The sequence below is a fragment of the Streptomyces sp. NPDC018026 genome, from assembly GCF_044327745.1.
GTDB classification, from domain to species: domain Bacteria; phylum Actinomycetota; class Actinomycetes; order Streptomycetales; family Streptomycetaceae; genus Streptomyces; species Streptomyces rubrogriseus.
Genome location: NZ_JBIRFY010000018.1, coordinates 40516 through 65329 on the forward strand (window position 1 = coordinate 40516; position 24814 = coordinate 65329).

Annotated in this window: 33 protein-coding genes and 1 pseudogene; 23 read left to right on the top strand and 11 right to left on the bottom strand. The window is 72.2% G+C overall.

Features of this window, described 5'->3' with window-relative positions:
- Window positions 1–31 precede the first annotated feature (31 nt).
- A complete protein-coding gene (locus ACH4D3_RS36280; protein ID WP_398331515.1) occupies window positions 32–862 on the bottom strand; it encodes a winged-helix domain-containing protein in 831 nt (276 codons plus the stop codon).
- A 229-nt stretch (window positions 863–1091) separates the two neighbouring features.
- Here ACH4D3_RS36280 and ACH4D3_RS36285 point away from each other — a divergent pair, with 229 nt between their 5' ends.
- The 7 genes from ACH4D3_RS36285 (at window position 1092) to ACH4D3_RS36315 (ending at window position 6394) form a co-directional block, all read left to right on the top strand.
- Window positions 1092–1952 (top strand): alpha/beta hydrolase, encoded by an 861-nt coding sequence (locus tag ACH4D3_RS36285; protein ID WP_398331518.1) that lies wholly within the window; start codon window positions 1092–1094, stop codon window positions 1950–1952.
- Between the two features lie 36 nt (window positions 1953–1988).
- Complete coding sequence (locus ACH4D3_RS36290) at window positions 1989–2243, top strand: MoaD/ThiS family protein (RefSeq protein WP_398331521.1); 255 nt, start codon at window positions 1989–1991, stop codon at window positions 2241–2243.
- A 3-nt stretch (window positions 2244–2246) separates the two neighbouring features.
- A complete protein-coding gene (locus tag ACH4D3_RS36295; protein WP_398331524.1) occupies window positions 2247–3491 on the top strand; it encodes a hypothetical protein in 1245 nt (414 codons plus the stop codon).
- 163 nt (window positions 3492–3654) lie between these two features.
- Window positions 3655–4392 carry a DUF2993 domain-containing protein gene (locus ACH4D3_RS36300; protein ID WP_398331527.1) on the top strand — a complete coding sequence of 246 codons (738 nt, stop codon included), beginning with the start codon at window positions 3655–3657 and terminating at the stop codon, window positions 4390–4392.
- Window positions 4393–4825: 433 nt separating this feature from the next.
- Window positions 4826–5671, top strand: coding sequence for a sulfurtransferase (locus ACH4D3_RS36305; RefSeq protein ID WP_398331530.1), 846 nt, complete (start codon window positions 4826–4828; stop codon window positions 5669–5671).
- Window positions 5672–5726: 55 nt separating this feature from the next.
- Entirely contained in the window at window positions 5727–6014 is a 288-nt protein-coding gene (locus ACH4D3_RS36310; RefSeq protein ID WP_115743318.1) for a DUF1416 domain-containing protein, read from the top strand.
- Between the two features lie 122 nt (window positions 6015–6136).
- On the top strand, window positions 6137–6394 hold the full coding sequence (locus ACH4D3_RS36315; protein ID WP_016326801.1) for a DUF3099 domain-containing protein: 258 nt from the start codon (window positions 6137–6139) through the stop codon (window positions 6392–6394).
- A 5-nt stretch (window positions 6395–6399) separates the two neighbouring features.
- On the opposite strand, the gene ACH4D3_RS36320 is transcribed toward ACH4D3_RS36315, so the two are convergent.
- Complete coding sequence (locus ACH4D3_RS36320) at window positions 6400–7035, bottom strand: TetR family transcriptional regulator (RefSeq protein ID WP_398331533.1); 636 nt, start codon at window positions 7033–7035, stop codon at window positions 6400–6402.
- 93 nt (window positions 7036–7128) lie between these two features.
- On the opposite strand from ACH4D3_RS36320, the gene ACH4D3_RS36325 reads away from it, so the two are divergent.
- Together ACH4D3_RS36325 and ACH4D3_RS36330 are read left to right on the top strand one after the other, a co-directional pair.
- The gene (locus ACH4D3_RS36325) at window positions 7129–7923 is read left to right on the top strand and encodes an SDR family NAD(P)-dependent oxidoreductase (protein WP_398331728.1); all 795 of its coding nucleotides are present in this window, start codon (window positions 7129–7131) and stop codon (window positions 7921–7923) included.
- 41 nt (window positions 7924–7964) lie between these two features.
- Entirely contained in the window at window positions 7965–8729 is a 765-nt protein-coding gene (locus ACH4D3_RS36330) for a glucose 1-dehydrogenase (protein WP_398331536.1), read from the top strand.
- 16 nt (window positions 8730–8745) lie between these two features.
- On the opposite strand, the gene ACH4D3_RS36335 is transcribed toward ACH4D3_RS36330, so the two are convergent.
- Genes ACH4D3_RS36335 through ACH4D3_RS36345 form a run of 3 tightly spaced genes read right to left on the bottom strand, consistent with a single transcriptional unit; the run spans window position 8746 to window position 9783 of the window.
- Window positions 8746–9108 carry a DsrE family protein gene (locus ACH4D3_RS36335; protein ID WP_003974797.1) on the bottom strand — a complete coding sequence of 121 codons (363 nt, stop codon included), beginning with the start codon at window positions 9106–9108 and terminating at the stop codon, window positions 8746–8748.
- 28 nt (window positions 9109–9136) lie between these two features.
- On the bottom strand, window positions 9137–9394 hold the full coding sequence (locus tag ACH4D3_RS36340; protein ID WP_398331539.1) for a hypothetical protein: 258 nt from the start codon (window positions 9392–9394) through the stop codon (window positions 9137–9139).
- Complete coding sequence (locus ACH4D3_RS36345) at window positions 9391–9783, bottom strand: hypothetical protein (RefSeq protein WP_398331542.1); 393 nt, start codon at window positions 9781–9783, stop codon at window positions 9391–9393. Before ACH4D3_RS36345 ends, ACH4D3_RS36340 begins: the two co-directional genes overlap by 4 nt.
- A gap of 172 nt (window positions 9784–9955) precedes the next feature.
- On the opposite strand from ACH4D3_RS36345, the gene ACH4D3_RS36350 reads away from it, so the two are divergent.
- The 3 genes from ACH4D3_RS36350 (at window position 9956) to ACH4D3_RS36360 (ending at window position 11740) form a co-directional block, all read left to right on the top strand.
- Window positions 9956–10798 (top strand): helix-turn-helix domain-containing protein, encoded by an 843-nt coding sequence (locus ACH4D3_RS36350; protein ID WP_398331545.1) that lies wholly within the window; start codon window positions 9956–9958, stop codon window positions 10796–10798.
- The gene (locus ACH4D3_RS36355) at window positions 10780–10992 is read left to right on the top strand and encodes a DUF397 domain-containing protein (RefSeq protein WP_361012526.1); all 213 of its coding nucleotides are present in this window, start codon (window positions 10780–10782) and stop codon (window positions 10990–10992) included. The genes ACH4D3_RS36350 and ACH4D3_RS36355 overlap by 19 nt, the downstream gene beginning before the upstream one ends.
- Window positions 10993–11164: 172 nt before the next feature.
- A complete protein-coding gene (locus ACH4D3_RS36360; RefSeq protein ID WP_398331548.1) occupies window positions 11165–11740 on the top strand; it encodes an FABP family protein in 576 nt (191 codons plus the stop codon).
- A gap of 103 nt (window positions 11741–11843) precedes the next feature.
- On the opposite strand, the gene ACH4D3_RS36365 is transcribed toward ACH4D3_RS36360, so the two are convergent.
- Window positions 11844–11972 (bottom strand): hypothetical protein, encoded by a 129-nt coding sequence (locus ACH4D3_RS36365; RefSeq protein WP_398331551.1) that lies wholly within the window; start codon window positions 11970–11972, stop codon window positions 11844–11846.
- Window positions 11969–12319 (bottom strand): DUF6247 family protein, encoded by a 351-nt coding sequence (locus ACH4D3_RS36370; RefSeq protein ID WP_361012532.1) that lies wholly within the window; start codon window positions 12317–12319, stop codon window positions 11969–11971. The genes ACH4D3_RS36365 and ACH4D3_RS36370 overlap by 4 nt, the downstream gene beginning before the upstream one ends.
- Window positions 12320–12435: 116 nt before the next feature.
- On the opposite strand from ACH4D3_RS36370, the gene ACH4D3_RS36375 reads away from it, so the two are divergent.
- Both ACH4D3_RS36375 and ACH4D3_RS36380 read left to right on the top strand, forming a co-directional pair.
- Entirely contained in the window at window positions 12436–12873 is a 438-nt protein-coding gene (locus ACH4D3_RS36375) for a Fur family transcriptional regulator (protein ID WP_115743326.1), read from the top strand.
- A gap of 31 nt (window positions 12874–12904) precedes the next feature.
- Window positions 12905–13870, top strand: a complete 966-nt coding sequence (locus ACH4D3_RS36380) for a YgfZ/GcvT domain-containing protein (protein ID WP_398331555.1) — start codon at window positions 12905–12907, stop codon at window positions 13868–13870.
- A gap of 17 nt (window positions 13871–13887) precedes the next feature.
- Here ACH4D3_RS36380 and dtd read toward each other — a convergent pair whose 3' ends face one another.
- On the bottom strand, window positions 13888–14313 hold the full coding sequence (dtd, locus tag ACH4D3_RS36385; RefSeq protein ID WP_007388827.1) for a D-aminoacyl-tRNA deacylase: 426 nt from the start codon (window positions 14311–14313) through the stop codon (window positions 13888–13890).
- 178 nt (window positions 14314–14491) lie between these two features.
- Here dtd and ACH4D3_RS36390 point away from each other — a divergent pair, with 178 nt between their 5' ends.
- The 3 genes from ACH4D3_RS36390 (at window position 14492) to ACH4D3_RS36400 (ending at window position 17643) form a co-directional block, all read left to right on the top strand.
- Entirely contained in the window at window positions 14492–15157 is a 666-nt protein-coding gene (locus tag ACH4D3_RS36390; protein WP_398331558.1) for an aerial mycelium formation protein, read from the top strand.
- Window positions 15158–15245: 88 nt separating this feature from the next.
- Entirely contained in the window at window positions 15246–16283 is a 1038-nt protein-coding gene (locus ACH4D3_RS36395; protein ID WP_398331561.1) for an asparaginase, read from the top strand.
- A 103-nt stretch (window positions 16284–16386) separates the two neighbouring features.
- On the top strand, window positions 16387–17643 hold the full coding sequence (locus ACH4D3_RS36400; RefSeq protein WP_398331564.1) for a GNAT family N-acetyltransferase: 1257 nt from the start codon (window positions 16387–16389) through the stop codon (window positions 17641–17643).
- Window positions 17644–17847: 204 nt separating this feature from the next.
- Here the strand turns inward: ACH4D3_RS36400 and ACH4D3_RS36405 are convergent, their stop codons facing one another.
- Entirely contained in the window at window positions 17848–18033 is a 186-nt protein-coding gene (locus tag ACH4D3_RS36405) for a hypothetical protein (protein WP_003974784.1), read from the bottom strand.
- 153 nt (window positions 18034–18186) lie between these two features.
- Between ACH4D3_RS36405 and ACH4D3_RS36410 the strand changes: the two genes are divergently transcribed.
- Window positions 18187–19098, top strand: a complete 912-nt coding sequence (locus tag ACH4D3_RS36410) for a FadR/GntR family transcriptional regulator (protein WP_398331567.1) — start codon at window positions 18187–18189, stop codon at window positions 19096–19098.
- Window positions 19099–19107: 9 nt separating this feature from the next.
- Here the strand turns inward: ACH4D3_RS36410 and ACH4D3_RS36415 are convergent, their stop codons facing one another.
- Window positions 19108–19296 (bottom strand): hypothetical protein, encoded by a 189-nt coding sequence (locus ACH4D3_RS36415; RefSeq protein ID WP_104635634.1) that lies wholly within the window; start codon window positions 19294–19296, stop codon window positions 19108–19110.
- Window positions 19297–19436: 140 nt separating this feature from the next.
- On the opposite strand from ACH4D3_RS36415, the gene ACH4D3_RS36420 reads away from it, so the two are divergent.
- The 4 genes from ACH4D3_RS36420 (at window position 19437) to ACH4D3_RS36435 (ending at window position 22982) form a co-directional block, all read left to right on the top strand.
- Entirely contained in the window at window positions 19437–20312 is an 876-nt protein-coding gene (locus ACH4D3_RS36420; RefSeq protein ID WP_398331570.1) for a winged helix-turn-helix domain-containing protein, read from the top strand.
- Window positions 20312–21088 (top strand): HAD family hydrolase, encoded by a 777-nt coding sequence (locus ACH4D3_RS36425; protein ID WP_398331573.1) that lies wholly within the window; start codon window positions 20312–20314, stop codon window positions 21086–21088. The genes ACH4D3_RS36420 and ACH4D3_RS36425 overlap by 1 nt, the downstream gene beginning before the upstream one ends.
- A 156-nt stretch (window positions 21089–21244) precedes the next feature.
- Window positions 21245–22348, top strand: a complete 1104-nt coding sequence (locus ACH4D3_RS36430) for a phosphotransferase (RefSeq protein ID WP_398331576.1) — start codon at window positions 21245–21247, stop codon at window positions 22346–22348.
- A 10-nt stretch (window positions 22349–22358) separates the two neighbouring features.
- Window positions 22359–22982, top strand: coding sequence for a TetR family transcriptional regulator (locus tag ACH4D3_RS36435; protein ID WP_398331579.1), 624 nt, complete (start codon window positions 22359–22361; stop codon window positions 22980–22982).
- 51 nt (window positions 22983–23033) lie between these two features.
- Here ACH4D3_RS36435 and ACH4D3_RS36440 read toward each other — a convergent pair.
- A pseudogene (locus tag ACH4D3_RS36440) lies at window positions 23034–23836 on the bottom strand (SDR family NAD(P)-dependent oxidoreductase).
- Between the two features lie 86 nt (window positions 23837–23922).
- Here ACH4D3_RS36440 and ACH4D3_RS36445 point away from each other — a divergent pair.
- Complete coding sequence (locus ACH4D3_RS36445; RefSeq protein ID WP_398331582.1) at window positions 23923–24774, top strand: helix-turn-helix transcriptional regulator; 852 nt, start codon at window positions 23923–23925, stop codon at window positions 24772–24774.
- Window positions 24775–24814 lie beyond the last annotated feature (40 nt).

The window sequence follows — 24814 nt, forward strand, 5'->3', positions numbered from 1 at the left end:
ACGCGGATGGACCCGCTCCGGGCAGGGCGTATCACACCTTGGATGACCTTGCGCCCGCCGCCTCGTCCGTGTCGGCGGCCGCCCTTCCGGGCGCCTCGCCCCTCTCCGCCTTCTCGGCCTTCCCGGCCATCTCGGTCTTGTCGACCTTGTCGGTCTTGTCGGCCTTCTCGCCCTTCTCGCCCTTCTCGGGCTTCTCCGGCGTCACGAAGCGGTAGCCGACGTTGCGGACGGTGCCGATCAGCGACTCGTGCTCGGGGCCGAGCTTGGCGCGCAGCCGCCGTACGTGCACGTCGACCGTGCGGGTGCCGCCGAAGTAGTCGTAGCCCCACACCTCCTGGAGCAGCTGCGCGCGGGTGAACACCCGCCCCGGGTGCTGGGCGAGGTACTTCAGCAGCTCGAACTCCTTGAAGGTCAGGTCCAGGACCCGGCCCTTCAGCTTCGCGGAGTACGTCGCCTCGTCCACCGACAGGTCGCCGTTGCGGATCTCCATGGGGGAGTCGTCGCCGCCGAGCTGCTGGCGGCCGGTGGCCAGCCGCAGCCGCGCCTCGACCTCCGCCGGACCGGCGGTGTCGAGCAGTACGTCGTCGATGCCCCAGTCGGCGGTGACGGCGGCGAGACCGCCCTCGGTGACGATGAGGACCAGCGGGCAGCTGAGGCCCGTGGAGCGCAGCAGCTGGCACAGGCTGCGGATCTGGGGGAGGTCGCGGCGGCCGTCGACGAGGATGACGTCGGCGCCGGGGGTGTCGACGAGGGCGGGGCCCTCGGCGGGGGCGACGCGTACGTTGTGCAGCAGCAGGCCGAGGGCGGGAAGCACCTCCGTCGACGGCTGGAGGGCGTTGGTCAGGAGCAGCAGAGAACTCATCGCGCCCCACCTGCCTGGGACGGTTTGTGGTCGTGCCCGGTTCGCTCGCCCATAACGTCTGGTTCCTCCTGGGTCCCTGCGAGGACGTTTGCGGCACTGCTTCGTACTGGTGGCGTCCGGGAGGTGAATGCCCGGCGGCCGCCCGACGGCCGCCCGGCATCGCTCCCGAAAGCACAAAAGGACCCGGGGGCTACGTTGCCCGAGTCCTCTGCCCAGCAGAATAGCCGACATGAGCAACCGACCGCCGGGTCATGTGGCGCGTTCCACCCGTGGTCCAGCCAATCGTCCGCATCCCGAGACGCCCCGGGGAGCGCCGCGCCGCACGCCCGCGCGCACCTTCCTCCGGACGGCCGACGGTGTCCCCATCGACGCCGTGTACGAGCCGGGACCGGGCGGCCGCGACCCCTCTGACCTGGTGTTCGTCGTCGCGCACGGGTTCACGGGCGACGCCGACCGGCCCCACGTGCGGCGGATCGCGGCGGCGTTCGCGCGGCACGGTGCCGTGGTCACGTTCTCCTTCCGGGGCCACGGCGCGTCCGGCGGGCGGTCCACCGTCGGCGACCGCGAGGTGCTCGACCTGGCCGCGGCGGTGGCGTGGGCGCGCGGCTTCGGGCACGCGCGCGTGGTGACCGTCGGGTTCTCCATGGGCGGCTCGGTGGTCCTGCGGCACGCCGCGCTGTACGCCGGCGACGACGTGGCGGGCACGGACGCCGTCGTGTCGGTCAGCTCCCCCGCCCGCTGGTACTACCGGGGTACGGCACCCATGCGCCGGCTGCACTGGCTGGTCATGCGCCCCGCCGGGCGGCTGGTGGGCCGCTACGGCCTGCGCACCCGGATCCACCACCGGGACTGGGACCCGGTGCCGCTGTCGCCGGTGGAGGCGGTGGCCCGGATCGCGCCGACGCCGCTGCTCGTCGTGCACGGCGACCGGGACGGCTACTTCCCCCTCGACCACCCCCGGATGCTGGCCGAGGCCGCCGGTGACCACGGCGAACTCTGGCTGGAGCCCGGCATGGGCCATGCCGAGAACGCCTCCGGCGAGGCGCTCCTCGACCGCATCGGCGACTGGGCGGTGGCCCGGGCGGGCTAGCCTGACGTTGTTCATCGGCGACGACGAAGGAACGAGATGGCAAAGGTCACGGTGCGCTACTGGGCCGCCGCGAAGGCCGCGGCGGGGGTGGCCGAGGAGCCCTACGACGCGGCGACGCTCGCCGACGTGCTCGGCGCGGTCCGCGAGCGCCACCCCGGCGAACTCACCCGCGTGCTGCTGCGCTGCTCGTTCCTCGTCGACGGCGACCCCGTGGGCACCCGCGGGCATGAGACGGTACGGCTGGCCGAGGGCGGCACGGTCGAGGTGCTCCCGCCGTTCGCAGGAGGGTGAGCGATGACCGACCAGCCGTACCAGCAGTACGACCCGAATCAGCCGTACGACCCGAGTCAGCAGTACGGCGGGAACCACGGGAACCAGCAGTACGAGGCGCACGACGCCCAGGCGTGGCCCGGGCAGCAGCCGTACCAGTCCTACCAGGGGTACGGGGAGCAGCAGCCGGACCCGAACGCCGGCCAGTACACGCAGCAGTGGCAGGGCCAGACCTGGGAGACGCAGGTGCAGCCGCCGGTCTCCGCGGAGGAGACGGCGTACCTGCCGCCGGTCGCGCAAGCCCAGCCGCAGCCGTACGCGTCGCAGGGGTACGGGCAACCCCAGCCCCAGCCCCAGCCCCAGGCCCAGCAGTACGCGCCGCAGCCTTCGCCCGAGCCGTACGCGCACGTCACGGCCGCGCCGAGCCCCGCGCCCACTCCCGCCCCCGACCCCGCTCCCGCCCCTTCCGCCTCCAGTGATCCGGGCTACGGTCCCGCGACCGTCGCCGGGAACACGCGGATCACGGACGCGCAGCGGGCCCGGGCCGAGGGGCGTTCGCCGATCATCGACCCGGGCATGCAGCCGGCCGGTCTCACCGCGCTGCTCGGGCTGCTGCTGTCCGGCGCGGCGGCGCTCGGCACGTACGCCCTCCTCGTCCCGCTCGTCGTCCTCCAGGCGGTCACCGCGGCGGGCTGGTTCCGGCTGAACGGCATGTGGCCCGCCCGGCAGGGCATCGCGCTGGGCTTCGCGGGCGCGCTCGCCGCCGACGCGGCGCTGCTGGTGTCGGACCGCTCCCCGGCGGCGATCCTCGGCACGCTCGGGGTGTGGGTGCTGCTCTCCCTCGTCCTGCAACTGCGCTCGCACGCCGACCCTGACGAGCGGATGTACGGCCTGATGGCGACCATCGCCGCGGCGGCCCTGGCCGTCGTCGCGGGCGGGTACCTGGCCGCCGACGCGGACGCGGTGACGGTCGGCGGGATCGCGGTGGCCGTGGCGGCCGTGGCCCGCGCGCTGCCGCTGCCGACCCCGGCGTCCGTGGCCGTCGCGCTGCTCGCGGCGGCCGGGGCGGGGATCGCGGCCGGCTCGATGACGGACTTCGGGGCGTCGGGCGCGCTGCTCGGCGCGGGTGCGGCGGTCTGCGCGCTGATCGGCCTGCGGGTGGCCGCCTACGACTACCCCTCCCGCTTCGTCCACTTCACGGCGGGCGTGGCCCTGCCCCTCGCGGCGGCGGCCCCGGCCGTCTACGTCCTGGGCCGGGCCCTGGCCTGAGCCCCGGCACCACCGCCTGTCACAGGTGGCGGCACCCCCTGTCACAGCTGTTCGACAAAACCCGGGGGGTGCCCGGGCCCGCGTTACGCTCGCGCTGGACGGCCGCCGGTCGTCGGTCGTCGGGTCCGCCGTCGTCGAGCGTCCAGGGTTGGGGAAACACCGCATGCGTGCACTGCGAATACTGTTGATCGTCGTCGTGATCCTGGGCGGCCTCTTCGTGATCGCCGACCGTGTCGCCGTCAACTTCGCCGAGGACGAGGCCGCGGACAAGCTGCGCAGCACCGAGAACCTCGCCTCGACGCCGGACGTCTCCATCAACGGCTTCCCCTTCCTCACCCAGGTCGCCGGCGGTTCCCTGGACGACGTGGAGGTCGGCATCGTCGACTACGAGGCGGCCACCGGCAACGGCGGCGAGAAGATCCGTATCGCGGATCTGCGCGCGCACATGAAGGGCGTCGAGTTCTCCGGCGACTACAGCTCCGCCGTCGCGGCCAGCGCCACCGGTACCGCGACGGTCGGCTACGACGAGCTGATGAAGGCCACCAGGTCCGAGCCCACGGAGATCGCGCCCGGCATCGACGCCAAGGTGATCGGACTCTCCGACGGCGGCAACGGAAAGATCAAGGTGTCGCTGCGGGCCACGGTCCTCGGGGTCGAGGTGCCCGAGCCCGTCGAGGTGCTCAGCTCGGTCAAGGTCAAGGACGACGACGTCGAGGTCGTCGCCGACGGCCTGCCGAAGATCGGCGGCAGGCAGCTCGCCGAGTCCCGGATCCGGGCCATCACGGACTTCCAGCAGACCATCGACGAGCTGCCGGGCGGCATCAAGCTGGACAAGGTCGAGGCGGCCAAGGACGGCGTCGAGATCGCGGTGAAGGGTTCGAACGTCAAGCTGGCCGGGTAGGACGAAGGCCGGTGCCGCGGGGACCGGCGACGCCCGTGTCCGACAGGCGAGACGGCGCTGTCCGTACCGCAGATGCGGTGACGCCGGCGTCCGCCCCGGCGACCCTCCGGGGCGGGGCGACGAGGCTCCTGATCCCACATCTCGGACGATCGTGTCTCATCATGCGACACGTCGGTGACACGGCCCGCCCTCAATCCCTACGATCGGGACTTATGAAGCAACAGGCGGACCTCACGAAGCGGCGGGCAGTGGACCTGTGCCGCGTTGCCGCCATGCTCTGTCGCTCCTTCTGAGACGGACGGCGACGTCGCCGTCCGTGTCCCCCTCATCCTCGCCCCGCACCGTCGTGGGCACCCGCGCGCGCCGCGGCACGGCCCGAGCGCGCACCCCCTCTCACCGCACGCCCCGCCGCAACTGCCCCGGAGGAGAAAACATGAGCCGCAGCGACGTCCTGGTCGACGCCGACTGGCTGCAGGACCGCCTGGACGACCCCAGCATCGCGATCGTCGAGGTGGACGAGGACACGTCCGCCTACGAGAAGAACCACATCAAGAACGCGATCCGGATCGACTGGACCCAGGACCTCCAGGACCCGGTCCGCCGCGACTTCGTCGACCAGGAGGGCTTCGAGAAGCTCCTGTCGGCCAAGGGCATCGCCAACGACACGCTGGTGGTCCTCTACGGCGGCAACAACAACTGGTTCGCGTCGTACGCCTACTGGTACTTCAAGCTCTACGGCCACGAGAACGTCAAGCTCCTCGACGGCGGCCGCAAGAAGTGGGAGCTGGACGCCCGCGAGCTGGTCCCCGGCGACGAGGTGCCCCAGCGCGCCGCCACCGACTACAAGGCCAAGCCGCAGAACACCGCGATCCGTGCCTTCCGCGACGACGTCGTCCAGGCGATCGGCGCGCAGAACCTGGTCGACGTCCGCTCGCCCGACGAGTTCTCCGGCAAGCTGCTCGCCCCGGCCCACCTCCCGCAGGAGCAGTCGCAGCGTCCGGGCCACGTCCCGTCCGCCCGCAACATCCCGTGGTCGAAGAACGCCAACGACGACGGCACCTTCAAGTCGGACGACGAGCTGAAGCAGCTCTACACCGACGAGCAGGTCGACCTGGCGAAGGACACCATCGCCTACTGCCGCATCGGTGAGCGCTCCGCCCTGACCTGGTTCGTCCTGCACGAGCTGCTGGGCGTGGACAACGTCAAGAACTACGACGGCTCCTGGACCGAGTACGGCTCCCTGGTCGGCGTGCCGATCGAGCTCGGCGCCGCGAAGTAAGCGACACGGGTACGGCACCCGCCGACCTTTCCCAACACACCTCAGGAGTTACGACATGTGCGGAGCGAAGGCCGGCGGCCCCGACGCCTCGACGATCAAGCCCGGTGAGACCACCATCCAGGGTCAGGTGACCCGCGACGGCGAGCCGGTGACGGGCTACGTCCGTCTGCTGGACGCCACCGGCGAGTTCACGGCGGAGGTCCCGACCTCCGCGACGGGCCAGTTCCGCTTCTACGCGGCCGAGGGCACCTGGACCCTGCGCGCGCTCGTCCCGGGCGGCACCGCCGACCGCACGGTCGTGGCCCAGCAGGGCGGCCTCGCGGAGGTCGCGATCGCCGTCTGACGGCAGGCAGCGCGGCGCGCACGCCGCGCGACGGCCGAAGGGGCCGCACCCAGCGGGTTGGACGCCTGGGGTGCGGCCCCTTCGGCGTGTCCGGACCGGGGATCCGGACCTACGCTGGAGGTATGTACGCACGGCGGCGGCACGTCTACTTCGCCATGATGGGGACCTGCATCGTGCTCTTCGTCCTGGCCTGGGGAGTCGTGCGCCTCTGGTCCGTCCCGGCGGCCGTCGGCCTGTGCGTGTTCACGATGCTCATCCCCCCGGTGGCCGCGATGGTCGCCAACCGGCGCGGTCCGGACGACCGCTGGTGGGACGACCCGTCGGGCGACGCGCAGTCCGACGAGTGGTGGGACGAGCTGGACGGCAAGAAGCGCCACTAACGCCGCTAAGGGGTGTCGTCCCCGGCGCCGAGGAGGCTGCGCAGACAGCGCACCGCCAGGTCGGCGGGGGAGTCGGGGCCCTCGGTCGCGGCCTCGGTGCCGGACCAGGTCTCCAGGGCGATCCGGATGGCGTCGGTGGCCGCGGCGGCGACCAGACGCACCTCCAGCGGGTCCCGGCGGCCGTCCGTCAGCCGGGCGATCACCGGAATGAGCAGCTCCTCCGACTCCTGGTTCACGCGGTACCAGACCGCCCGCAGCGCGGGATCGTCCGCGGCGGCGCGCAGCAGACCACGCGTGCGCAGCAGCGCCTCGACGGCCTGCGGATCCGGTGTCGCCAGCGCCTGCTCGACCGCGCCGCGCAGGGCGGGACCGAGGGGGCTGCCCGGCGGCGCCTCGGCCAGCAGCGCCCGCCAGCGGTCGGCGCCGACCGTGAGCAGCGGACCGACGGCGTCCTGCTTGGAGCGGAAGTACCGGTAGAAGGTCCGCAGCGCGACGCCCGCCCGCCGGGCGATCTCCTCTGCCGTCGTGGCCTCCGGGCCCCGGGTGGCGAAGAGCTCTGCCGCTGCGTGCGCGATGTCGAGCTGGGTCGCGGCCTTGCGGCGTTCGGTCAGCGTCGGGGGCGGTGGCGGCTCGGTGCTCACCCCAGAAGCGTACGGCCTGCGACCCCCCGGCGGCACGCCGTGACGTAATGGCAAAACGTGCCACTCAGGCGTACGGTGACGGACATGAACCACATGAACCACTTGCATCGTTACGAGGGCCGTCGCGCCCTGGTCACCGGCGGCGGCTCGGGCATAGGCCAGGCCACCGTGCTGCGTCTGCTCGCCGAGGGTGGCACCGTCGTCGCGGCGGACGTCAGCGAGCCGGGCCTGAAGGACACCGTGGAGAAGGCCGGGCACCACGCGGACCGGCTCACCACCCTCGTCGTCGACATCGCCGACGAGACCTCGGTACGCGAGGGCGTGCGGACCGCGACGGAGGCGCTGGGCGGCCTCGACGTCCTGGTCAACGCGGCCGGCATCCTGCGCTCCTCGCACACCGGGCAGACCAGCCTCGCGGACTTCACCCGGGTCCTGACCGTGAACCTCGTCGGCACCTTCCTGGTGATCCGCGAGGCGATCCCCGCGCTGCTGGAGGGCCGGGACGCGGCGGTGGTCAACTTCAGTTCGACCTCCGCCGCGTTCGCGCACCCCTACATGGCGGCCTACGCGGCGAGCAAGGGCGGCATCCAGTCCATGACCCACGCCCTGGCCGCCGAGTACGCGGGACGCGGCATCCGCTTCACCGCCGTCCAGCCCGGCTCCATCTCCTCGGGCATGACGGACGGCAGCGGGGCCAGCGGGCAGAGCGTCGGCCCCGGGCTGCCCGAGGACGCCGACATGGCCCTGTTCGCGAAGCTCTCCCCCGCACTCGGCCAGGGCTTCGCCGGTCCGGAGACGGTGGCGTCGGTCGTCGCGATGCTGGCCTCGGAGGACGGCCGGTTCATCACCGGCACCGAGGTCCGCGTCGACGGCGGCACCCACTTCTGAGGGCACCCGCCCCCTGAACCCCTGAAAGGAAAGCACGCACCATGCACGACCTGACCGGCAAGAACGTGATCGTCACCGGCGGCGCCCGAGGCCTCGGCGCGGAAGCCGCCCGGCAGGCCGTCGCCGCCGGAGCCCACGTCCTGATCACCGACGTCCTGGACGACGACGGCGAGCGCACCGCCCGCGAACTCGGCGACCGCGCCCGCTTCCTGCGCCACGACGTGACCTCCGAGGAGGACTGGCGGCGGGTCGCCGACTTCGCCGTCACCGAGTTCGGCGCGCTGCACGGCCTGGTGAACAACGCCGGGATCTCGACCGGTACGCCGCTGGAGGCGGAGTCCGTCGAGCACTTCCGCAAGGTCCTCGACGTCAACCTCACCGGCGTCTTCATCGGCATGAAGACCGTGGTCCCCGCGCTGCGGGAGGCCGGCGGCGGATCGATCGTCAACATCTCGTCCGCGGCGGGCCTGATGGGCCTCGCCCTCACGGCCGGCTACGGCGCCTCCAAGTGGGGCGTACGCGGGCTCACGAAGATCGGCGCCGTGGAGTGGGGCACCGCCCGCGTCCGCGTGAACTCCGTGCACCCGGGGATGACGTACACCCCGATGACCGCGGCCGTCGGCATCGAGCGCGGCGAGGGCAAGTACCCGAACACGCCCATGGGCCGGGTCGGCGAGGCCGACGAGATCGCCGGCGCGGTCGTCTTCCTGCTCTCGGACGCCGCGTCCTACGTCACCGGCGCCGAACTCGCGGTGGACGGCGGCTGGACCACCGGTCCGACCGTGGCGTACGTCATGGGGCAGTGAGCCCCGACGCACCCCTTCAGTACACGAGGGCCTGCGTGTCGTCGGCCAGTGCCTCCTGCACGAAGACCTGCGCGCCCGCGATGCGCACGCCCTCGATGACGTCCTTCTCGGTGAGGTCGCGCCGGGCCGCGCACTGGGTGCACAGCGTCACCCGGCCGCCCGCCAGGAGCGAGTCCAGCAGGTCGGGCAGCGGCGCGGCGTGCGGCAGCTCGAACTCGGCCGCCCGCCCCGGCACCGCGAACCACGCGGACTCACCGGTCAGCCACAGCGACACGTCGACCCCGCTGGCCACCGCCACCGCCGCCACGGTGAACGCCTGCGAGCAGCGCTCCGGGGCATCGGCCCCCGCCGTCACCTTGATCACGAGCTTCTTCGCCATGCCGGAAGCGTAGCCCTCGCGGGCGGCGTCAGACCGCGAAGGTGATCGTCACCAGCAGCGTCGCGACGCACAGGACGGTCAGCAGGCCGCTGACGGTGGCGCCGTCCAGCCGGGTGTGCCGCCGGTGCCGGGGCCGCGCCCTGTGCCTCGGCGCGGGCGCGGGCGGATGGCCGGGGTGGAACGGGGGCATCGCGAAGCCGGGGGAGAGGGGCGCCCGGTCCCGTCGCGGCGCGAGCCGCTGGGCCCGCCGGCACTCCTCGTAGGGCAGTCCGCCGTCGTACGTCATCCCTCGTGCTCCTTGCGCTGGTGCTGGCGCAGCAGGACGTTCGCGTCCGACACCGCGCTGTGGTCGAACGCCGCGCGTGCGGTCTCCCGCCGCTCGGCCAGCCAGCCGCACGCCTCGCAGCCCGGCACCGGCAGGGGCGGCCGCTCCGGCTCGCCGGGGGCCGGGGGCGTGGCGAGGGTGCGGTCGTTCGCGGCGCGCACGCTCGCCCCGAGGCGCTCGCGGTCGGTCGCCGGGCGCAGCGCGGGCGGCTCCGCCTCCCACTCCCGGCCGCCGCCGAGGGGGCGGAGCAGCATGCGCGCCCCGCTGCGGCCGCGGTACTCGCCGACCCTGGCGGCGGCGATGTCGTAGAGCACGGTGCCGGGCTCGTAGGTGGCCGGTTCTGTTCTCACGGGGTTCGCTCCCTTACGCCAACATCTATACGGAATGCGACAGTTGCCCTACTCTGCGTAGTGGTGGGCAGTACGAGCATGACCCACGCCGGGGGTCGCCAAGCCCGGAACGGCCGCTAGTGCCACAACGGGCGCTCCAAATTCCACAAATTCCACAGCCGGGAGGGGTGCGGTGCCGCAGCGGAGGGCGATCACGGGTCGCAGTCAGGAACCGAGGGCACGGTTCGCGGAGGAGCTGCGGCTGCTCCGGCACGGGCGGGGCGTGTCCCTGCGGGGCGTCGCCGAGGTGGTGGGCTGGGACGCGTCCCAGTTCGGAAAGATGGAGAACGGCCACACGCTGGGCGGCCCGGAGATCGTCGAGGCGCTCGACCAGTACTACGGCACGGGCGGAATGCTGCTCACGCTGTGGGAGCTGGCGGTGGCCGATCCCACGCAGTTCCGTGAGCAGTATCGGCGGTACATGATCCTGGAGGCCGAGGCGATCAGCCTGTGGCACTACGCGGTGAGCGCACCGCCGGGCCTGCTCCAGACCGCCGGGTACGCGCGCGAGGCGCTGGCCGTGGGCTGGCTCAAGGGACCTGAACTGGAGCAGCAGGTCGAGGCCCGTCTCGGTCGCCGGCAACTGCTGGACGGGGAGGCACCACCACCGTTTCGCGTCATCCTCTCCGAGGCGGTTCTGCGCACGTCGCTGCGCGACGTGGAGGCGTGGCGGGAGCAGCTGGCCCACCTGGCCGAGATGGCCGAGCGCCCGAGCATCACCCTCCAAGTGCTGCCGTTCCGTGCGGGCCCGCACGGTCTGATGAACACCTCCCTGATGTTCTTGAGGCTGCCGAATGGCCGGGTGGTCGCCTACACCGAGAACGACCTGCGCGGTGAACTCGTGGAGGAAAACGCCTCAGTTGAGCTGCTGCAACGTAGGTACGATGCGATGCGTGACTTGGCGCTGTCACCGGCCGAGTCGCGCGATTTCATCCTGCGGACGTTGGAGGAAGCGCCGTGCGAGCCATCGATCTGAGCGCCGTCTCTTGGCGCAAGAGCAGCTACAGCAACACCAGCGGCGGCGAGTGCGTCGAGGTCGCCCCCGGCCTCCCCCTCGTCCCCGTGCGCGACAGCAAGGACCCCGCTCGCGGTGCGCTCCTGTTCGCCGCGCCCGCGTGGGCCGCGTTCGTGGGCGGAGTCCGGCGAGAAGAGCCGAGGTGGGCCGCGTAAGCTGGGGGCGGCCCTGTCGTATGCCCCCCGCTCAAGGAGCACCCCGTGGAGATCTTCTTCGAAGCCCTGCTGGTCCTGGTCTGCGTCGGCGTTCTCGCCTTCGCCGGTCTGACCGTGAAGAAGCTGTACCAGGGCCAGCGCTGATCACCGACGCCAGGAAGTAAGTCCGCTCATGATCGAGATCCCGTCCGACCTGCACAAGGACCTCGTCCCCCTCGCCTTCCTTCTCGGAGACTGGGCGGGCGCGGGCGTGCACGACTTCCCCGGCGCCGAGAAGTGCAACTTCGGCCAGGAGGTCTCCTTCACCCACGACGGCCGGGACTTCCTGGAGTACGAGTCCCACACCTGGGTGCTGGACAACGACGGCAACAAGGTCCGCCCGCTGGAGTCCGAGCACGGCTTCTGGCGCATCGACGCCAACCGCAAGGTCGAGGTGACGATGACCCGCGACGACGGCGTCATCGAGATCTGGTACGGCGAGATGGCCGACCAGAAGCCCCAGATCGACCTGGTCACGGACGCGGTGGCCCGCACCGCGGCCTCGCAGCCCTACACCGGCGGCAAGCGGCTGTACGGCTACGTAAAGAGCGACCTGATGTGGGTCGGCGAGAAGCAGACCCCCGAGGTCGAGCTGCGCCCGTACATGTCGGCGCACCTGAAGAAGGTCGTCACCCCGGAGGACGTCGAGCGCTGGGCCAAGGCCCTGCCGGACGACATGCCGGACGACGGGATCGCCTTCTTCAAGTAGTCGCCCGTTCGGCTGGTCACCCGTTCCAGACGACGGTGCAGATGTAGACGCACTCGTGCCGGGGGACCGCCAGGAACTGGATGAAGCCGCGTCCGCCGACGGGTTACGGAACTTCCCGATCTTCGGTGGCGATCTCGGTGGCGATGCGCTCCACTTCGGCCACGACGCCCACGGGCAGCCCCGCCGTGAGGTACTCCTCGCTCGGGTTGTACTCCCACTTCCAGTCGCTCACAGGCCCGCTTCCGCCTCCGCCTCGGCGTGGATCTTCCGGATCTCGGCGATGGCGTTCGTCGGGTCCTCCGCGCCCGCGCTCACCACGTCTTCCAGGTGGCGCAGGCGGGCCGCGCGGGACGGCCGGCGCTGGATCGCCACGAACACCCCCCAGGTGTGGACGAACGTACGCAGAGGTGCGAGGGACTGCGTCTGCTGCGCGCTGGTCGTCGCCTCGACGAGGTCCTGAACGAAGGCGGGCACCCGGCTCGGCGTCAGACTCGCCACCGCGCTACGCAGTGCCTCGGGCGTGAGGGCGGGCATGGGGATGAGGGGCTCGGTGAGTGATTCCGGGCGTTGAGCGGTCATGGAGTCCTCCGGATCGAGGGCCGGTGCTGGTGTCGACGGTACCGACCGCGGCGATCGTCCGTGGAGCTTCTTGGTCGTCACACCGCGAGGAGGGACGCCGGGCCTAGACTCGTGGTGTGGTGAGCACCGACTGGAAGAGCGACCTCAGGCAGCGCGGCTATCGGCTGACGCCCCAGCGGCAGCTGGTGCTCGAAGCCGTGGACACGTTGGAGCATGCGACCCCGGACGACATCCTCGGCCAGGTGCGCAAGACGGCGTCGGGGATCAACATCTCCACCGTGTACCGCACGCTGGAGCTGCTGGAGGAGCTGGGGCTGGTCAGCCACGCCCACCTCGGGCACGGTGCGCCCACCTATCACCTGGCCGACCGGCACCACCACATCCACCTGGTCTGCCGGGACTGCACGAACGTGATCGAGGCCGATCTGTCGGTCGCCGCCGACTTCACCGCCAAGCTGCGCGAGCAGTTCGGCTTCGACACCGACATGAAGCACTTCGCGATCTTCGGCCGGTGCGAGAGCTGTTCCCTGAAGGGTTCAACTACCGAGTCGTAGGCGACTCGTAAGCGAGTCGTACGCTGGGCGTATGAAGAGCCCCCTGCTGTCCCTGCCCGGCGCCGTTCCCGCCGAGGGTGTGGACGAAGGCGTCGCCGCCCACTACGGCGACCTGTTCCGCGAGCAGCGTGCCCTCGCCGACGGCACCGGCTTCGTCGACCTCTCCCACCGCGGTGTCGTCACCGTCACGGGCGACGACCGGCTGAGCTGGCTGCACCTGCTGCTCACCCAGCACGTCAGCGACCTGCCGACCGGCCAGGCCACCGAGGCGCTGATCCTCTCCGCGAACGGCCACATCGAACACGCGCTGTACCTCGTCGACGACGGCACGACCGTCTGGGCCCACGTCGAGCCCGGCAGCCAGGAGGCGCTGATCGCCTACCTGGAGTCGATGAAGTTCTTCTACCGGGTCGAGGTCGCCGACCGCACCGCCGACACCGCTGTCGTGCACCTGCCGGCCGGTTCGATCGCCCAGGCCCCCGCCTCGGCCGTCGTGCGCGAGACGCCGTACGGGCGTGACCTCTTCCTGCCGCGGGAGGAGCTGGAGAGCTTCGCCGCCGAGGCCGGGCCCGCGGCCGGGATCCTCGCCCACGAGGCGCTGCGGGTCGAGCAGCACCGCCCGCGCCTCGGCTTCGAGACCGACCACCGGACCATCCCGCACGAGCTGGGCTGGATCGGCACGGCCGTGCACCTCCAGAAGGGCTGCTACCGCGGGCAGGAGACCGTCGCCCGGGTGCAGAACCTCGGCAAGCCGCCGCGCCGGCTGGTCTTCCTGCACCTGGACGGCAGCGAGGTCCACCTGCCGCCGAACGGGGCGGAGATCCGCCTCGCGGACGACGGGCCCGACGGCCGGAAGATCGGTTTCGTCACCACGTCCGCCCGCCACCACGAGCTGGGCCCGGTCGCCCTCGCCCTGGTGAAGCGGAACGTGCCGGTGGACGCCCGGCTGATGGCCGAGGAGACCGCGGCCGCACAGGAGACCGTCGTCGAGCCGTAGGGCCTCCAGGGCCCGTCTCAGACCTCCACGAGGACCGTGAACGGGCCGTCGTTCGTCAGGGACACCCGCATCTGCGCGCCGAAGCGGCCCGTCGCCACGGTCGCGCCCAGCGCGCGCAGGTGCGCGACGACCTCGTCGACCAGGGGTTCGGCGACGTCACCGGGGGCGGCGGCGTTCCAGGTGGGGCGGCGGCCCTTGCGGGCGTCGCCATAAAGAGTGAACTGGCTGATCACCAGCAGCGGCGCGTCGAGGTCGCTGCACGACTTCTCGTCGTGCAGGATCCGCACCGACCAGAGCTTGCGGGCCAGTTGCGCCGCCTTCTCCTTGGTGTCGTCGTGGGTGACGCCGACCAGGACGCACAGGCCCTCGCCGTCGATCGCCCCCACGGTCTCGCCGTCCACGACGACGCTCGCGCCGTCCACCCTCTGCACCACTGCACGCATCCCGCAATGATGCCGTGCGCCCCTAGGGTGGGCAGGGGCGGGTCCGTAGGGGGTTTCTTTTCCCTGCGAACCCCCCATCTGGGGCCGATCGGGGCCGATCGGGGGCACTCGGTCACATAGCGGCCACTTGGGGTGGCACGATGCTCCCAGACGCCGGGCGAGGGGACGGTTGAGGCGCATGAGCACACCGAGTACGGGGCGGTCGTTCGGGACTGCCGCGTTGACATGTCCGAGTGGCCGGGGCGGTCCGAGCGGTCCGGCCGGCCTGGGTGGTCTGGAGGCGCCCCGGGCGCCCGTGCAGCGCACGGACAGCCCCGAGCTGCCGGCCGACCCCCCGGAGGGGGACCTGACCGCGCTGAGCCTGCCGGAGCTGCGCACGCTGCGCCGGGACGCCCAGCGCGAGGAGGCCGACCTCAGTTACGTACGGCGGCTGCTGCAGGGCCGTATCGACATCCTGCGCGCGGAGCTGGCGGGGCGCGGGCCGGCCCCGTCGTCGTCCGTGGTCACCACCGCGGCGACCGGGTCGGTGGTGGAGCGGCTCTCCGAGATCCTCGCCGACGCGCCGGCCCGGCAGCGTTCCTCCGCCCGGCACGTGACGCTGGCCACCCCGCGCAGCGAGGAGTGCCGGCGGCTGGCCGCGGAGATGATGGGCGAGGTGGAGCTGTCCGACCTGACGGCCCGCACCGACGTCGAGCTGACCGCCGGGATGGGGCGGCTCGTCCGCTACGAGCAGCAGGTCTCCCGCAGCAGGCAGCGGCTCCAGCGCACGGCGGACGGCTGCAGCGCGGAGATCGCACGCCGGTACCGTGAGGGGGAAGCACAAGTCGACGACCTGCTCGTGTGACACGGGGCGGCCATCCGCGCCGCCCCTGGAGCCCGGTGATCCCGGGCCGTCGCCGCGGGGGGTCGCCCGTTCCGGAAGGCCACCGCCGATGCCCGCGCCCCAGCCGTCGCAACCGTTGCAGCCGTCACACTCGTCGCAGCCGTCGCATGCGGACCGGGCCGCGCCCACGTCCGCCCTCTCGCCCGTCGTGCCGCCCGTCCTCGCCGAGGTCGTCCGGTCCGGCTTCGTCGAGGGGCGGCACCGGGGCAGCCTGGTGGTCCTGGGCACGGACGGGGCGGTGGAGCTGGCGCTGGGCGAGGTGACGGCGCCGGTCTTCCCGCGCTCCTCGAACAAGCCGATGCAGGCGGCGGGCGTGCTGCGAGCGGGCCTCGACCTCGCGGGGGAGCGGCTGGCGCTGGCCGCGGCGAGCCACTCCGGAGAACCGTTTCACCGTGATCTGGTCCGCAAGATGCTGGACGAGTACGGCCTGGACCCGGCGCTGCTCCAGTGCCCGCCCGACCTGCCGCTGGACGCCGAGGAGCGGGATACGTACCTGGCGTCGGGCGCCGTGCCCGACCGCGTCACCATGAACTGCTCCGGCAAGCACACCGCGATGCTGGCGGTCTGCGCGCAGCGGGGCTGGCCGCTGGAGACCTATCTCGACCCCGAGCACCCGCTCCAGCGCGTCATCCACAGGGTTGTGGAGGACGCGGCGGGCGAGCCGGTCGCCGCCGTCGGCACCGACGGGTGCGGGGCGCCGCTGATGGCGATCAGCCTGGTCGGGCTGGCCCGCGCCTTCCGCTCCTTCGTCGCCGCCGAGCCCGGTTCGGCCGAGCGCCGGGTCGCCGACGCGATGCGCGCCCACCCCGAGTACGTCGCCGGCAGCCGGCGTGCCGACACCTGGCTGATGCGCGAGGTGCCCGGCAGCCTCTCCAAGATGGGCGCCGAGGCCGTACAGGCGGTGGCCCTGCCGGACGGACGCGCCCTCGCCTTCAAGATCGAGGACGGTGCGAGCCGGGCCCTGGGCCCGGTGCTGGCCCGCGCCCTGACCCTGCTGGGCGTGGACGCGCCGGTCGTCGGGCGCATCGGGCGCGCGCCGCTGCTGGGCGGGGGCCGCGAGGTGGGGGAGATCCGGGCGTCCTTCTGACGTCCGGGGTGTCCGGGCCGTCCGGGGCGTCCGGGGCCTTCGGGGCCTTCGGGCGCCCGTTAATCCCCGCGACGCGGCCGGAGCGGCGATCTACGGTGAGCGTATGAGCCGCCGCACCGAGATAGACGTACGTCCCATCACCGAGGCCGATTTCACCGACTGGAACCGGGCCCTGAACACCGGGTTCCTGCAGCCGCCCGCCGTGTCCGAGGAGCAGCTGGAGGCGCGGCGGCGGCAGTTCGTGCCCGGCCGGTCGCTCGGCGCCTTCGACGGCGACCGGTGCGTGGCGACCTTCCGGTCCTTCGACCAGGAGCTGACGGCCGTCGGGGGCGGCCAGGTCCGGGCCGACGCGATCTCCAACGTCACCGTCACCGCGACCCACCGCCGCCGCGGCCTGCTCACCCGGATGATGGCGCAGGACCTGGCCGCGGCGAAGGAGCGCGGGGACGTCGTCGCGACGCTGATCGCGGCGGAGTACCCGATCTACGGCCGGTACGGCTTCGGCCCCGCCACCACCCTGACCGAGTGGGCGGTCGACGTGCCCCGGGCCGGCCTCGACCGGCGCTGGGCGGCCCCGGAGGACGGCGGCCGGATCGACCTCGTGGACGGCGCGGACGTCCGCAGGCTCGGCCCCGGGCTGCACGAGCGGCTGCGCCGGTCCCAGCCGGGCGCGGTCAGCCGGACCGAGCTGTGGTGGCAGTCCAGGACCGGCGTGGTCAACATGAACGGCACCCCCTGGACCGAGCCCTGCTACGCCCTGTACCGCTCGGCGGACGGCGAGGTCGAGGGCCTGGCCTCGTACCGGGCCGACGACCACTGGGGCGACGCCAAGCAGCCGCTGAACACGGCGACCGTGGACTGGCTGCTCGCCGTGACCCCGGCCGCCGAGCGCGCGCTGTGGCACTACCTGTGCTCGATCGACTGGGTCCAGACGGTGAAGAGCGGCTGGCGCTCCCCGGACGACCTGCTCCCGCACCTGCTGCCGGACCCGCGCGCGGCCCGCATCACCATGCAGGCCGACTGGCTGTGGGTGCGGATCCTGGACGTCGCGCGGGCGCTGGAGGCGCGGACGTACGACGGGCAGGGGTCGCTGGTCCTCGATGTCGTGGACCGGGGAGGCCTCACCGGCGGGCGGTGGCGGCTGGAGGCGGGCCCGGACGGGGCGTCCTGCGCGCCGACCACCGAGAGCGCCGACCTCGTGCTGGACGTGGGCGAGCTGGCCGCGCTGTGGCTGGGCGACGAGTCGGCGGTGCGGCTGGCCGCGCTCGGCCGGGTGCGGGAAGAACGAGCGGGCGCCGCCCGTGTGGTCGACGCCCTGCTGCGTACGTCCAGGCGGCCTTGGTGCCCGGACATGTTCTGAGGTGAATCCCTTCCTGAGGTGCCTCCCTTCCTCCGGTGACGGTGGACGTGCGCATCCGTAGCGCGGGTTCTTCGACGTGCTCTTCAGTTGTGGTTGTGGTTGTTGTGCCTGTTGCGCTTGTCGTGCCTGTTGTGCGTGGTGCCTACTGACCGGCCGGGCTCCCGGCTCCCCTCCGGAAGGGGGCCCGGCCGTCAGTACGTCGGTTCAGCCGGACTGGGCGAGCAGCATCACGAGGATCACCGCACCCACACCGCCGATCATGGTGTTCTTCGCCTTGATGCCGATGGACAGCGCGACGAACGCGATGATGCCCATCGGCCCGTACTTCCACTGCACGAGCTGCTCGAACCCGATGGCCAGAGCCGCGACGACGATGGCGATGAGCGGCATGGTGGACCCCCTGTCACCGTGGTGGCCAACCCCCGTGAGGCTCGACCACGTTGCTCAAGTTGGCTGCCAACTTCACTGTACTTATCTCCGCTTGGAAGCGTCTCATAACCACCTTCCCGCGAACTGCCGGAAGATGGCGAGAAGTTGTAGGGTTTGGTCGTGGAGCCGGAACACGCCCCCGTCAACGGGCGGGAGAGACCGCAGCGGCCACAGACAACACATCGAGAGGTGGCCGACGAGCTGCGCGCCCGGATCAGGTCCGGTCGGCTGCGGCCGGGCCAGCGCATGCCCACGCAGGCCCAGTTGGCGGAGGAGTTCGGCGTGGAGCGGGGTGCCGTCCGCCAGGCCCTGCGCATCCTGCAGTCGGAACGTCTGCTCACCAATGTGTCCAAGGGGAGCCCGGCGACCGTCGCACCCGACCTGTACGGCCCCCAGGCCGGCCCCGAAGCGCGGCCGATGCCCACCGGCGTGGCCCTCGCCTCCCGGATCGCGGCGGCCTTCGCCGCCGAGCACGTCGAGATCGACGCGCTCTGCCTGACCTCCGTCTCCCTCACCCTCGCCCTCGGTGAGCCGCTGCGCCAGATCCACGCCGGGCGACTGAAACCGGCCAAGGTCGACGTCCGGGTCCTGCTGCCGAGCGGCGACATCGACCTCGCCTTCCCGGTGGCGGTCACGGGCGGCGCGGCGGGCGGCCCGGTGCACCAGCGGTGGCTGGCGATGCGTGACGCCCAGGGGCAGGTGCTCCGGCACAATCTGCTGAGCCTGCGCGCCACGCACGGCATCGACGTGCGCGTCTCCTTCCGCGCGCTGCCCTTCACCCCGCCGGTGAAGCTGTACGTGCTCAACGGCGGCGAGGCCCTGTTCGCGTACTACACCCTCGGCCGGCGCGAGCAGGAGATCGACCACGAGCAGCTGGAGATGTACGACGCGGAGGGCATCCGCTCGACGCTGTTCGCCTTCGAGCAGGGCGATGGCCTGCGCGACGGCGTGTTCGTGAAGCAGTCCCGGCTGTGGTTCGACGCGCTGTGGGGGACGATCAGCTCGGAGCTGGTGCTCCCGGGCTGACCGCCCGGGTCACAGCGCGGGACCGGCGACCAGGAGGGCCAGCAGCACCGCTCCGGCGGAGCTGACGGAGGGGCTCTTGGCCTTGATGCCTATGGTGAGCAGGAGCAGGCCGACGATGCCGGTGGCACCGTACTTCCACTGGACGATCTGCTCGAAGGCGATGACGAAGACCGCGGAGACCAGGGCGAGGACGGGCATGGCCTTCCCCCCTTCGGGAAGATAGACTTTCGCCAACTGGGAGAAGTTGGCAACCAACTCTCCCTAGGTTGTCCCCACTTGGCTGCTACCTATAAACAAGTTTCAAACAACTCCCTATAGGTAGGTCGAAGTTGTAGCGTTTGGTCGTGACTCAGGAGAACGTGTCCGTGAACGGCAGCAGAAGGCTCTCGTCCCAGGAGATCGCCGACGTCCTGCGGGAACGGATCCGCGGGGGAGACCTCAGGGCGGGCGACCGCCTGCCCACCCAGGCCGAACTGGCCGAGGAGTTCGGCGTGGAGCGCGGCACCGTCCGCCAGGCCCTGCGCGCACTCCAGGAGGACGGCCTGCTCACCAACGTCAGCAAGGGCAGCCCGCCCCGCATCGCCGAGCCCGCCACACCGCGGGCCGAGCCGCAGCCGACGATGGTGGCGCTCGGGCCGCGCCTGGCGGAGGCGTTCGCGGCGCCGCACGTCCGGGTCGACGTCGTGTGCCACACCTCGGAGACGCTGATGCTGGCCCTCAGCGAGCCGCTCCGGCTGATCCACGAGGGCCGCATCCACCCGGAGTCGATCGACTTCCGCGTGCTGATGCCGTCCCGCGACATCGAACTCGCCTTCCCCGTCCTGGTCGAGGACGAGGAGGACGACCCGGTCCACCAGCGCTGGCTGCAGATGCGCAACGCCCAGGCGCGGGTCCTCCAGCACAACCTGCACGCCGTGCGCTCCACCCACCGCGTCGACGTGCGCATCGCCTTCCGCGCCCTGCCGTTCACCCCGCCGATGAAGCTGTACCTGCTCAACGGCGAGGAGGCCCTCCTCGGCTACTACATGCTGACCCGGCGCGAGGAGGAGTACGAGAGCCGGACGCTCCAGATGTACGACGCGCTCGGCTCCCAGTCGCTGCTGTTCTCGTTCCTGAAGCGGACCGGTCACCGCGACGCGGTGTTCGTGGAGGAATCACAGAAGTGGTTCGACGCCCTCTGGGAAACCATCACCACGGACATGACACTCTCCTAGTGACTTCCGATACGGAACAGACGGAACCGGTGAGCGAGCGGGCCGGCCCGGACGAGCAGTCCGAGGCCCTGCGGGACCTGGTCATGGGCGCCCGCGTCGTGCTGTGGGACTTCGACGGCCCCATCTGCAGACTGTTCGCGGGCTACTCGGCCGACCGGGTGGCGGCCGAACTGGTGGACTGGCTGGAGCGGCTGGGCCTGAAGGACCTGCTCACCCAGGAGGAGCAGGTCCACCCGGACCCGCACGCCCTGCTGGCCGCGGTCAACCGCAGACACCGGCAGAGCGACCTGCTCGCCGAGTTCGAGGAACGGCTGACCCGGGAGGAACGGCGCGCCGTGCCCACCGCGTGGCCGACCGCGTACGCGGACGCCCTGATCCGCACCTGGTCCGCCCTCGGCGTGGGCCTCGCGGTCACGACCAACAACTCGCCCCGCGTGGTGAGCGAGTACCTGGAGACCCGGGACCTGCTGGGCTGCTTCGCCCCCCACATCTACGGCCGCACCGGGGACCCGCACCTGCTCAAACCCGACCCCCACTGCCTCAACCGCGCCCTGAGCGCGATGGGCACCGCCCCCGCACGGGCCCTGATGGTCGGCGACTCCGCCTCCGACGTGACCGCCGCCCGACGGGCCGGCGTGCCCTTCCTGGGCTACGGCCACAACGAACGGAAGACGAAGCTCCTCAAACAGGCGGGCGCGGCCACGGTCGTCGACTCCCTGGAGCCGGTCCTCAGACTGCTGTGGGAGGCGGCGGGGCCGGGACTCGTGCGGGCCTGACCCGCCCCGGCGTCGTACACGTGCCCATTCGTTCGCCGTGCGGAGGGACGGCGCGGCGGCGTTCGCCGGGGTTCCGCGAGGTTGAGGGGGACAACAGGAGTACCGTTTTCCCACTCCTGCACCTCCGCAAGGGTCAAGGCGAAAGAAAAACGGTAGATGTCGCCTCAATCGGCCTCCCCCGCCCGGCTCCGTGCCGTCGAGGTGAGCGGTGACGCAAGCGCGGTCGAGGGCCCCCTGCGCGGTTACCACCACGAGACGTACGTGGTTCCGCTGCCCGGAGCCACGGGTGCGGCGGACGGGGCCCGCTGGAAGTGCCGGGAGCCGCGCAGCGGCCTGCTCTGGTTCGACCGCCGGTGCTTCGTCTCGGAGGAGCAGCTGCTGCGCGCGCTGCAGGGCCGGATCACCGATGTGCCGGACGTCTTCGAGGTCGGCGGGCTGGCCCTGCAGCGGTTCGTCGAGGGCCAGACCCTCGGTTCCCTGCACGGGGCCGGCCGGACGGTGCCCGAGGGGTTCACGCGGCAGATCGTGCGGCTCTTCGGCGAGATGGCGGCTGTCACGGCGCGGACGCTGCCGGTGGAGCGGCGGTGCAGCCCCGAGGACCGGCCGGCGGACGGCGACACCGACGGCTTCATGGAACGGCTCGTCTGCTTCACCGAGCAGCGCGTCTACGCGGAGAACCTGCCGCGGTTCGGCTCCCTGTACGCGGCCCTGGGGCTGGACGACGACGCGTTCAGGCGCTTGCGCAAGCACGTCGCCGGGCTCCGGGAACGTCCGTTCTGCCTGCTCCACGCCGACCTGCACCGCGAGAACATCATCGTCGACGCGGACCGGCGGCTGTGGACCATCGACTGGGAGCTGGCGATGGTCGGTGATCCGCTCTACGACCTCGCCACTCATCTGCACCTGATGCGCTACCCGCCCCGGCAGGGCCCCCGGGTGGTGGAGCAGTGGTGCCGCACGGTCGAGGGCGTGCGTCCCGGCGGCACCCGCGGCTGGCGGGAGGACCTGGAGCGGATCGTCGGCTACAAGAGAGCGCAGTCGGTCTTCACCGACGTCGTCCGCGAAGCCGTCTCGCTGGGGAGCGGGGCGCGGTCGGCCGGTCCCGGGGCCGCCGCCGCCAGGCTGCACTCCGTCCTGACCGGCGCGGCCCTGCCCCTCGGACTGGAGTCGGTGCCCGGCCCCGCCGAGATCGGTACCGCACTCGTGCGGTGGGGCCGCGCGCACCCGGACGAGGAGGGGGTCCTGCCGGGCACCCCCTAGGCTCGCCTGCATGAACGCCCCCGGTCTGCGCGAGCGCAAGAAGCAGCGGATGTTCCGGACCCTGTCGGACATCGCCATCGAGCTCTTCCTGGAGAAGGGCTTCGACGCGGTGTCCGTCGCCGAGGTGGCGGCTGCGGCCGAGGTCTCCAAGCCGACGCTCTTCCGGTACTTCCCGGCCAAGGAGGACCTGGTCCTGCACCGGATCGCCGACCACGAGGACGAGGCGGCCCGGGTGGCGGGAGCGGGGCTGCCCGCGCCGGTCGACGCGCTGCGGCGGCACTTCCTGGCGGGCCTTGAGCGGTGCGACCCGGTGACCGGGCTCAACGACCACCCCGCCGTGCTCGCCTTCCACCGGCTGCTCTACGGCACCCCCGCCCTGGTCGCCCGGATGCACACCCAGCTGGAGCGGTCCGAGGCCGCGCTCGCCGAGGTGCTCGGCGGCGATCTGGACGCCAGGCTGGCGGCCGGGCAGATCATCGCCGTGCAGCGGGTCCTCGCACTGGACAACTGGCGGCGGATCGCCGCCGGAGAACGGCTGGAGGATGTCCGGGGCGACGCGGTCGCGGCGGCGGAGCGGGCGTTCGCCGGACTCGCGGCCGGACTGCCGGGGGTGGCCGGGCCGACGGCCACCTGACCGGGCGGAGAGCCGGGCCCCGCGTCTGCGACATGATCCAAACGTTTGGCCCTAGGCTCCGGCGCCGCCGTCGACCGGCACGATCGCGCCCGTCACCCACGAGGCGCGGTCGCTGAGCAGCCACGCGGCGACCTCGGCGATCTCACGGGGCTCGGCCATCCGGCCGAGCGGGGTCGACGTGTTGATCCGCGCGACGACCCCGGGCATCGCCGCCTCCCACGCGTCGATCATCTCCGTCGCGGTGCCGCCCGGCGTGATGCCGTTCACCCGGACGCGGTCCCCGGCCCAGCTCACCGCGGCGGTCTCGGTGAGGCTGTTCAGCGCGCGCTTCATGGCGCCGTACGCGGGCAGGGCGGGGTTCGCGCGGCGGCTGCCGATGCTCGACGTGTTGACGATGGCCCCGCCGCCGCCCCGCCGCATGAGTGCGGCCTCGGCGTTCATGGCGGTCCAGTGCGAGCGGAAGTTCACGGTGAACTGCGTGTCGACGTCCTCGTCGCTCGTCGTGTCGAGCGGACCGGGCCGCTGGATCGCCGCACCGTTGTTGAAGGCGCCGTCGAGGCGGCCGTGCAGCGTCCCGACGTGCTCCACGGCGGCGCGGACGCTCGCGGAGTCGGCACGACGCTGTCGAGGGCGTCGGCGCTGCGAGCGGCGAGCACGACGGCGGCGCCCTCGGCGGCGAAGAGCCGCGCCGCGGCCGCCCCGATGCCGCGGCTGGCACCGGTGATGAACACGACCTTGCCGGTGAGCAGGCCGATGGGTGAGCGGTGGGTGCTCTTCGGGGTGTCCGTGGTGTCTGTGGTGTTCACGGTGTTCACGGTGTTTGCGTCGTTCGTGTCGTTCGTGTCGTTCGTCATGGAGCCAGCGTCCGGCCGGCTCCCGGCCGGATACAGGCACAGGCTGTACCAGGACCCGGCGGCCGTGCCGTGTGCACACTTGGGGTATGGACAGGAAGGAACTGGGAGCGTTTCTCCGCAGCCGCCGCGAGCGGCTCCGGCCTCAGGGCGTCGGCCTCCCCACGGGTCCGCGCCGCCGGACACCGGGTCTCAGACGCGAGGAGGTGGCAGTCCTCGCGCACATCTCCACCGAGTACTACGTCCGGCTCGAACAGGGCAGGGCGCCGCGGCCCTCGGGCGAGGTCCTCGCCGGGATCGCGGACGCGCTGCGGCTCACGGACGCCGAGGCCGGTCACCTGCACGTCCTCGCCGGCACGCCGCCGAGCCGTACCGGACTGCACCGGCGCGAGGTACGCCCCAGCATCCTCGCGCTCCTCGAACGGCTGCCGCAGACGGCCGGCTTCGTCGTCTCCGCCACCTACGAGGTGCTGGCGTGGAACTCTCTCGCGGCCGCGCTGATGGAGGACTTCGCCGCCCTCACGCCCCGGGAGCGCAATCTCGCGCGCCGGGCGTTCCTCGGCGACGGACCCGCCGACGGGGCGCTGTACGGCAGCTCCCAGGCCGCGGAGTTCCGGCTGCACGTGGTCATGGGACTCCGCTCGACCCTCGCCCGGTACCCGTCGGACCCCGCGGTGCGGGAACTCGTCGACGACCTCTGCGACGGCAGCCCCGAGTTCGCCCGGCTCTGGGAACGGCACGACGTCCAGGCCGCGCAGACGCTCACCAAGACCTTCCGGCACCCGGTCGTGGGCCCCATCACCGTCGACTGCGACTCGCTCGGCCTCGCGGACGGCGACCAGCACCTCGTGCTCTACTCCGCGCCGGCCGGATCCCCGGACGCCGAGGCCCTGGCGCTGCTGGCCGTACTGGGGACGGAGGCCGGCGAGTTCCAGCGGTAGCCGCCCGGCCGGACGCTCCAGGCCGGACGCCGCACGGCCG

Bases quoted from the DNA above. Each gene is read 5' to 3' on its own strand.
- ACH4D3_RS36285 (WP_398331518.1), top strand. From the start codon at position 1,092: ATGAGCAACCGACCGCCGGGTCATGTGGCGCGTTCCACCCGTGGTCCA.
- ACH4D3_RS36360 (WP_398331548.1), top strand. From the start codon at position 11,165: ATGATCGAGATCCCGTCCGACCTGCACAAGGACCTCGTCCCCCTCGCC.
- ACH4D3_RS36290 (WP_398331521.1), top strand. From the start codon at position 1,989: ATGGCAAAGGTCACGGTGCGCTACTGGGCCGCCGCGAAGGCCGCGGCG.
- ACH4D3_RS36435 (WP_398331579.1), top strand. From the start codon at position 22,359: ATGAACGCCCCCGGTCTGCGCGAGCGCAAGAAGCAGCGGATGTTCCGG.
- ACH4D3_RS36390 (WP_398331558.1), top strand. From the start codon at position 14,492: ATGAGCACACCGAGTACGGGGCGGTCGTTCGGGACTGCCGCGTTGACA.
- ACH4D3_RS36380 (WP_398331555.1), top strand. From the start codon at position 12,905: ATGAAGAGCCCCCTGCTGTCCCTGCCCGGCGCCGTTCCCGCCGAGGGT.
- ACH4D3_RS36325 (WP_398331728.1), top strand. From the start codon at position 7,129: ATGAACCACTTGCATCGTTACGAGGGCCGTCGCGCCCTGGTCACCGGC.
- ACH4D3_RS36280 (WP_398331515.1), bottom strand. From the start codon at position 862: ATGAGTTCTCTGCTGCTCCTGACCAACGCCCTCCAGCCGTCGACGGAG.
- ACH4D3_RS36305 (WP_398331530.1), top strand. From the start codon at position 4,826: ATGAGCCGCAGCGACGTCCTGGTCGACGCCGACTGGCTGCAGGACCGC.
- ACH4D3_RS36405 (WP_003974784.1), bottom strand. From the start codon at position 18,033: ATGCCGCTCATCGCCATCGTCGTCGCGGCTCTGGCCATCGGGTTCGAG.
- dtd (WP_007388827.1), bottom strand. From the start codon at position 14,313: ATGCGTGCAGTGGTGCAGAGGGTGGACGGCGCGAGCGTCGTCGTGGAC.
- ACH4D3_RS36315 (WP_016326801.1), top strand. From the start codon at position 6,137: ATGTACGCACGGCGGCGGCACGTCTACTTCGCCATGATGGGGACCTGC.
- ACH4D3_RS36330 (WP_398331536.1), top strand. From the start codon at position 7,965: ATGCACGACCTGACCGGCAAGAACGTGATCGTCACCGGCGGCGCCCGA.
- ACH4D3_RS36370 (WP_361012532.1), bottom strand. From the start codon at position 12,319: ATGACCGCTCAACGCCCGGAATCACTCACCGAGCCCCTCATCCCCATG.
- ACH4D3_RS36295 (WP_398331524.1), top strand. From the start codon at position 2,247: ATGACCGACCAGCCGTACCAGCAGTACGACCCGAATCAGCCGTACGAC.
- ACH4D3_RS36300 (WP_398331527.1), top strand. From the start codon at position 3,655: ATGCGTGCACTGCGAATACTGTTGATCGTCGTCGTGATCCTGGGCGGC.
- ACH4D3_RS36310 (WP_115743318.1), top strand. From the start codon at position 5,727: ATGTGCGGAGCGAAGGCCGGCGGCCCCGACGCCTCGACGATCAAGCCC.
- ACH4D3_RS36445 (WP_398331582.1), top strand. From the start codon at position 23,923: ATGGACAGGAAGGAACTGGGAGCGTTTCTCCGCAGCCGCCGCGAGCGG.
- ACH4D3_RS36340 (WP_398331539.1), bottom strand. From the start codon at position 9,394: ATGACGTACGACGGCGGACTGCCCTACGAGGAGTGCCGGCGGGCCCAG.
- ACH4D3_RS36400 (WP_398331564.1), top strand. From the start codon at position 16,387: ATGAGCCGCCGCACCGAGATAGACGTACGTCCCATCACCGAGGCCGAT.
- ACH4D3_RS36395 (WP_398331561.1), top strand. From the start codon at position 15,246: ATGCCCGCGCCCCAGCCGTCGCAACCGTTGCAGCCGTCACACTCGTCG.
- ACH4D3_RS36430 (WP_398331576.1), top strand. From the start codon at position 21,245: ATGTCGCCTCAATCGGCCTCCCCCGCCCGGCTCCGTGCCGTCGAGGTG.
- ACH4D3_RS36335 (WP_003974797.1), bottom strand. From the start codon at position 9,108: ATGGCGAAGAAGCTCGTGATCAAGGTGACGGCGGGGGCCGATGCCCCG.
- ACH4D3_RS36415 (WP_104635634.1), bottom strand. From the start codon at position 19,296: ATGCCCGTCCTCGCCCTGGTCTCCGCGGTCTTCGTCATCGCCTTCGAG.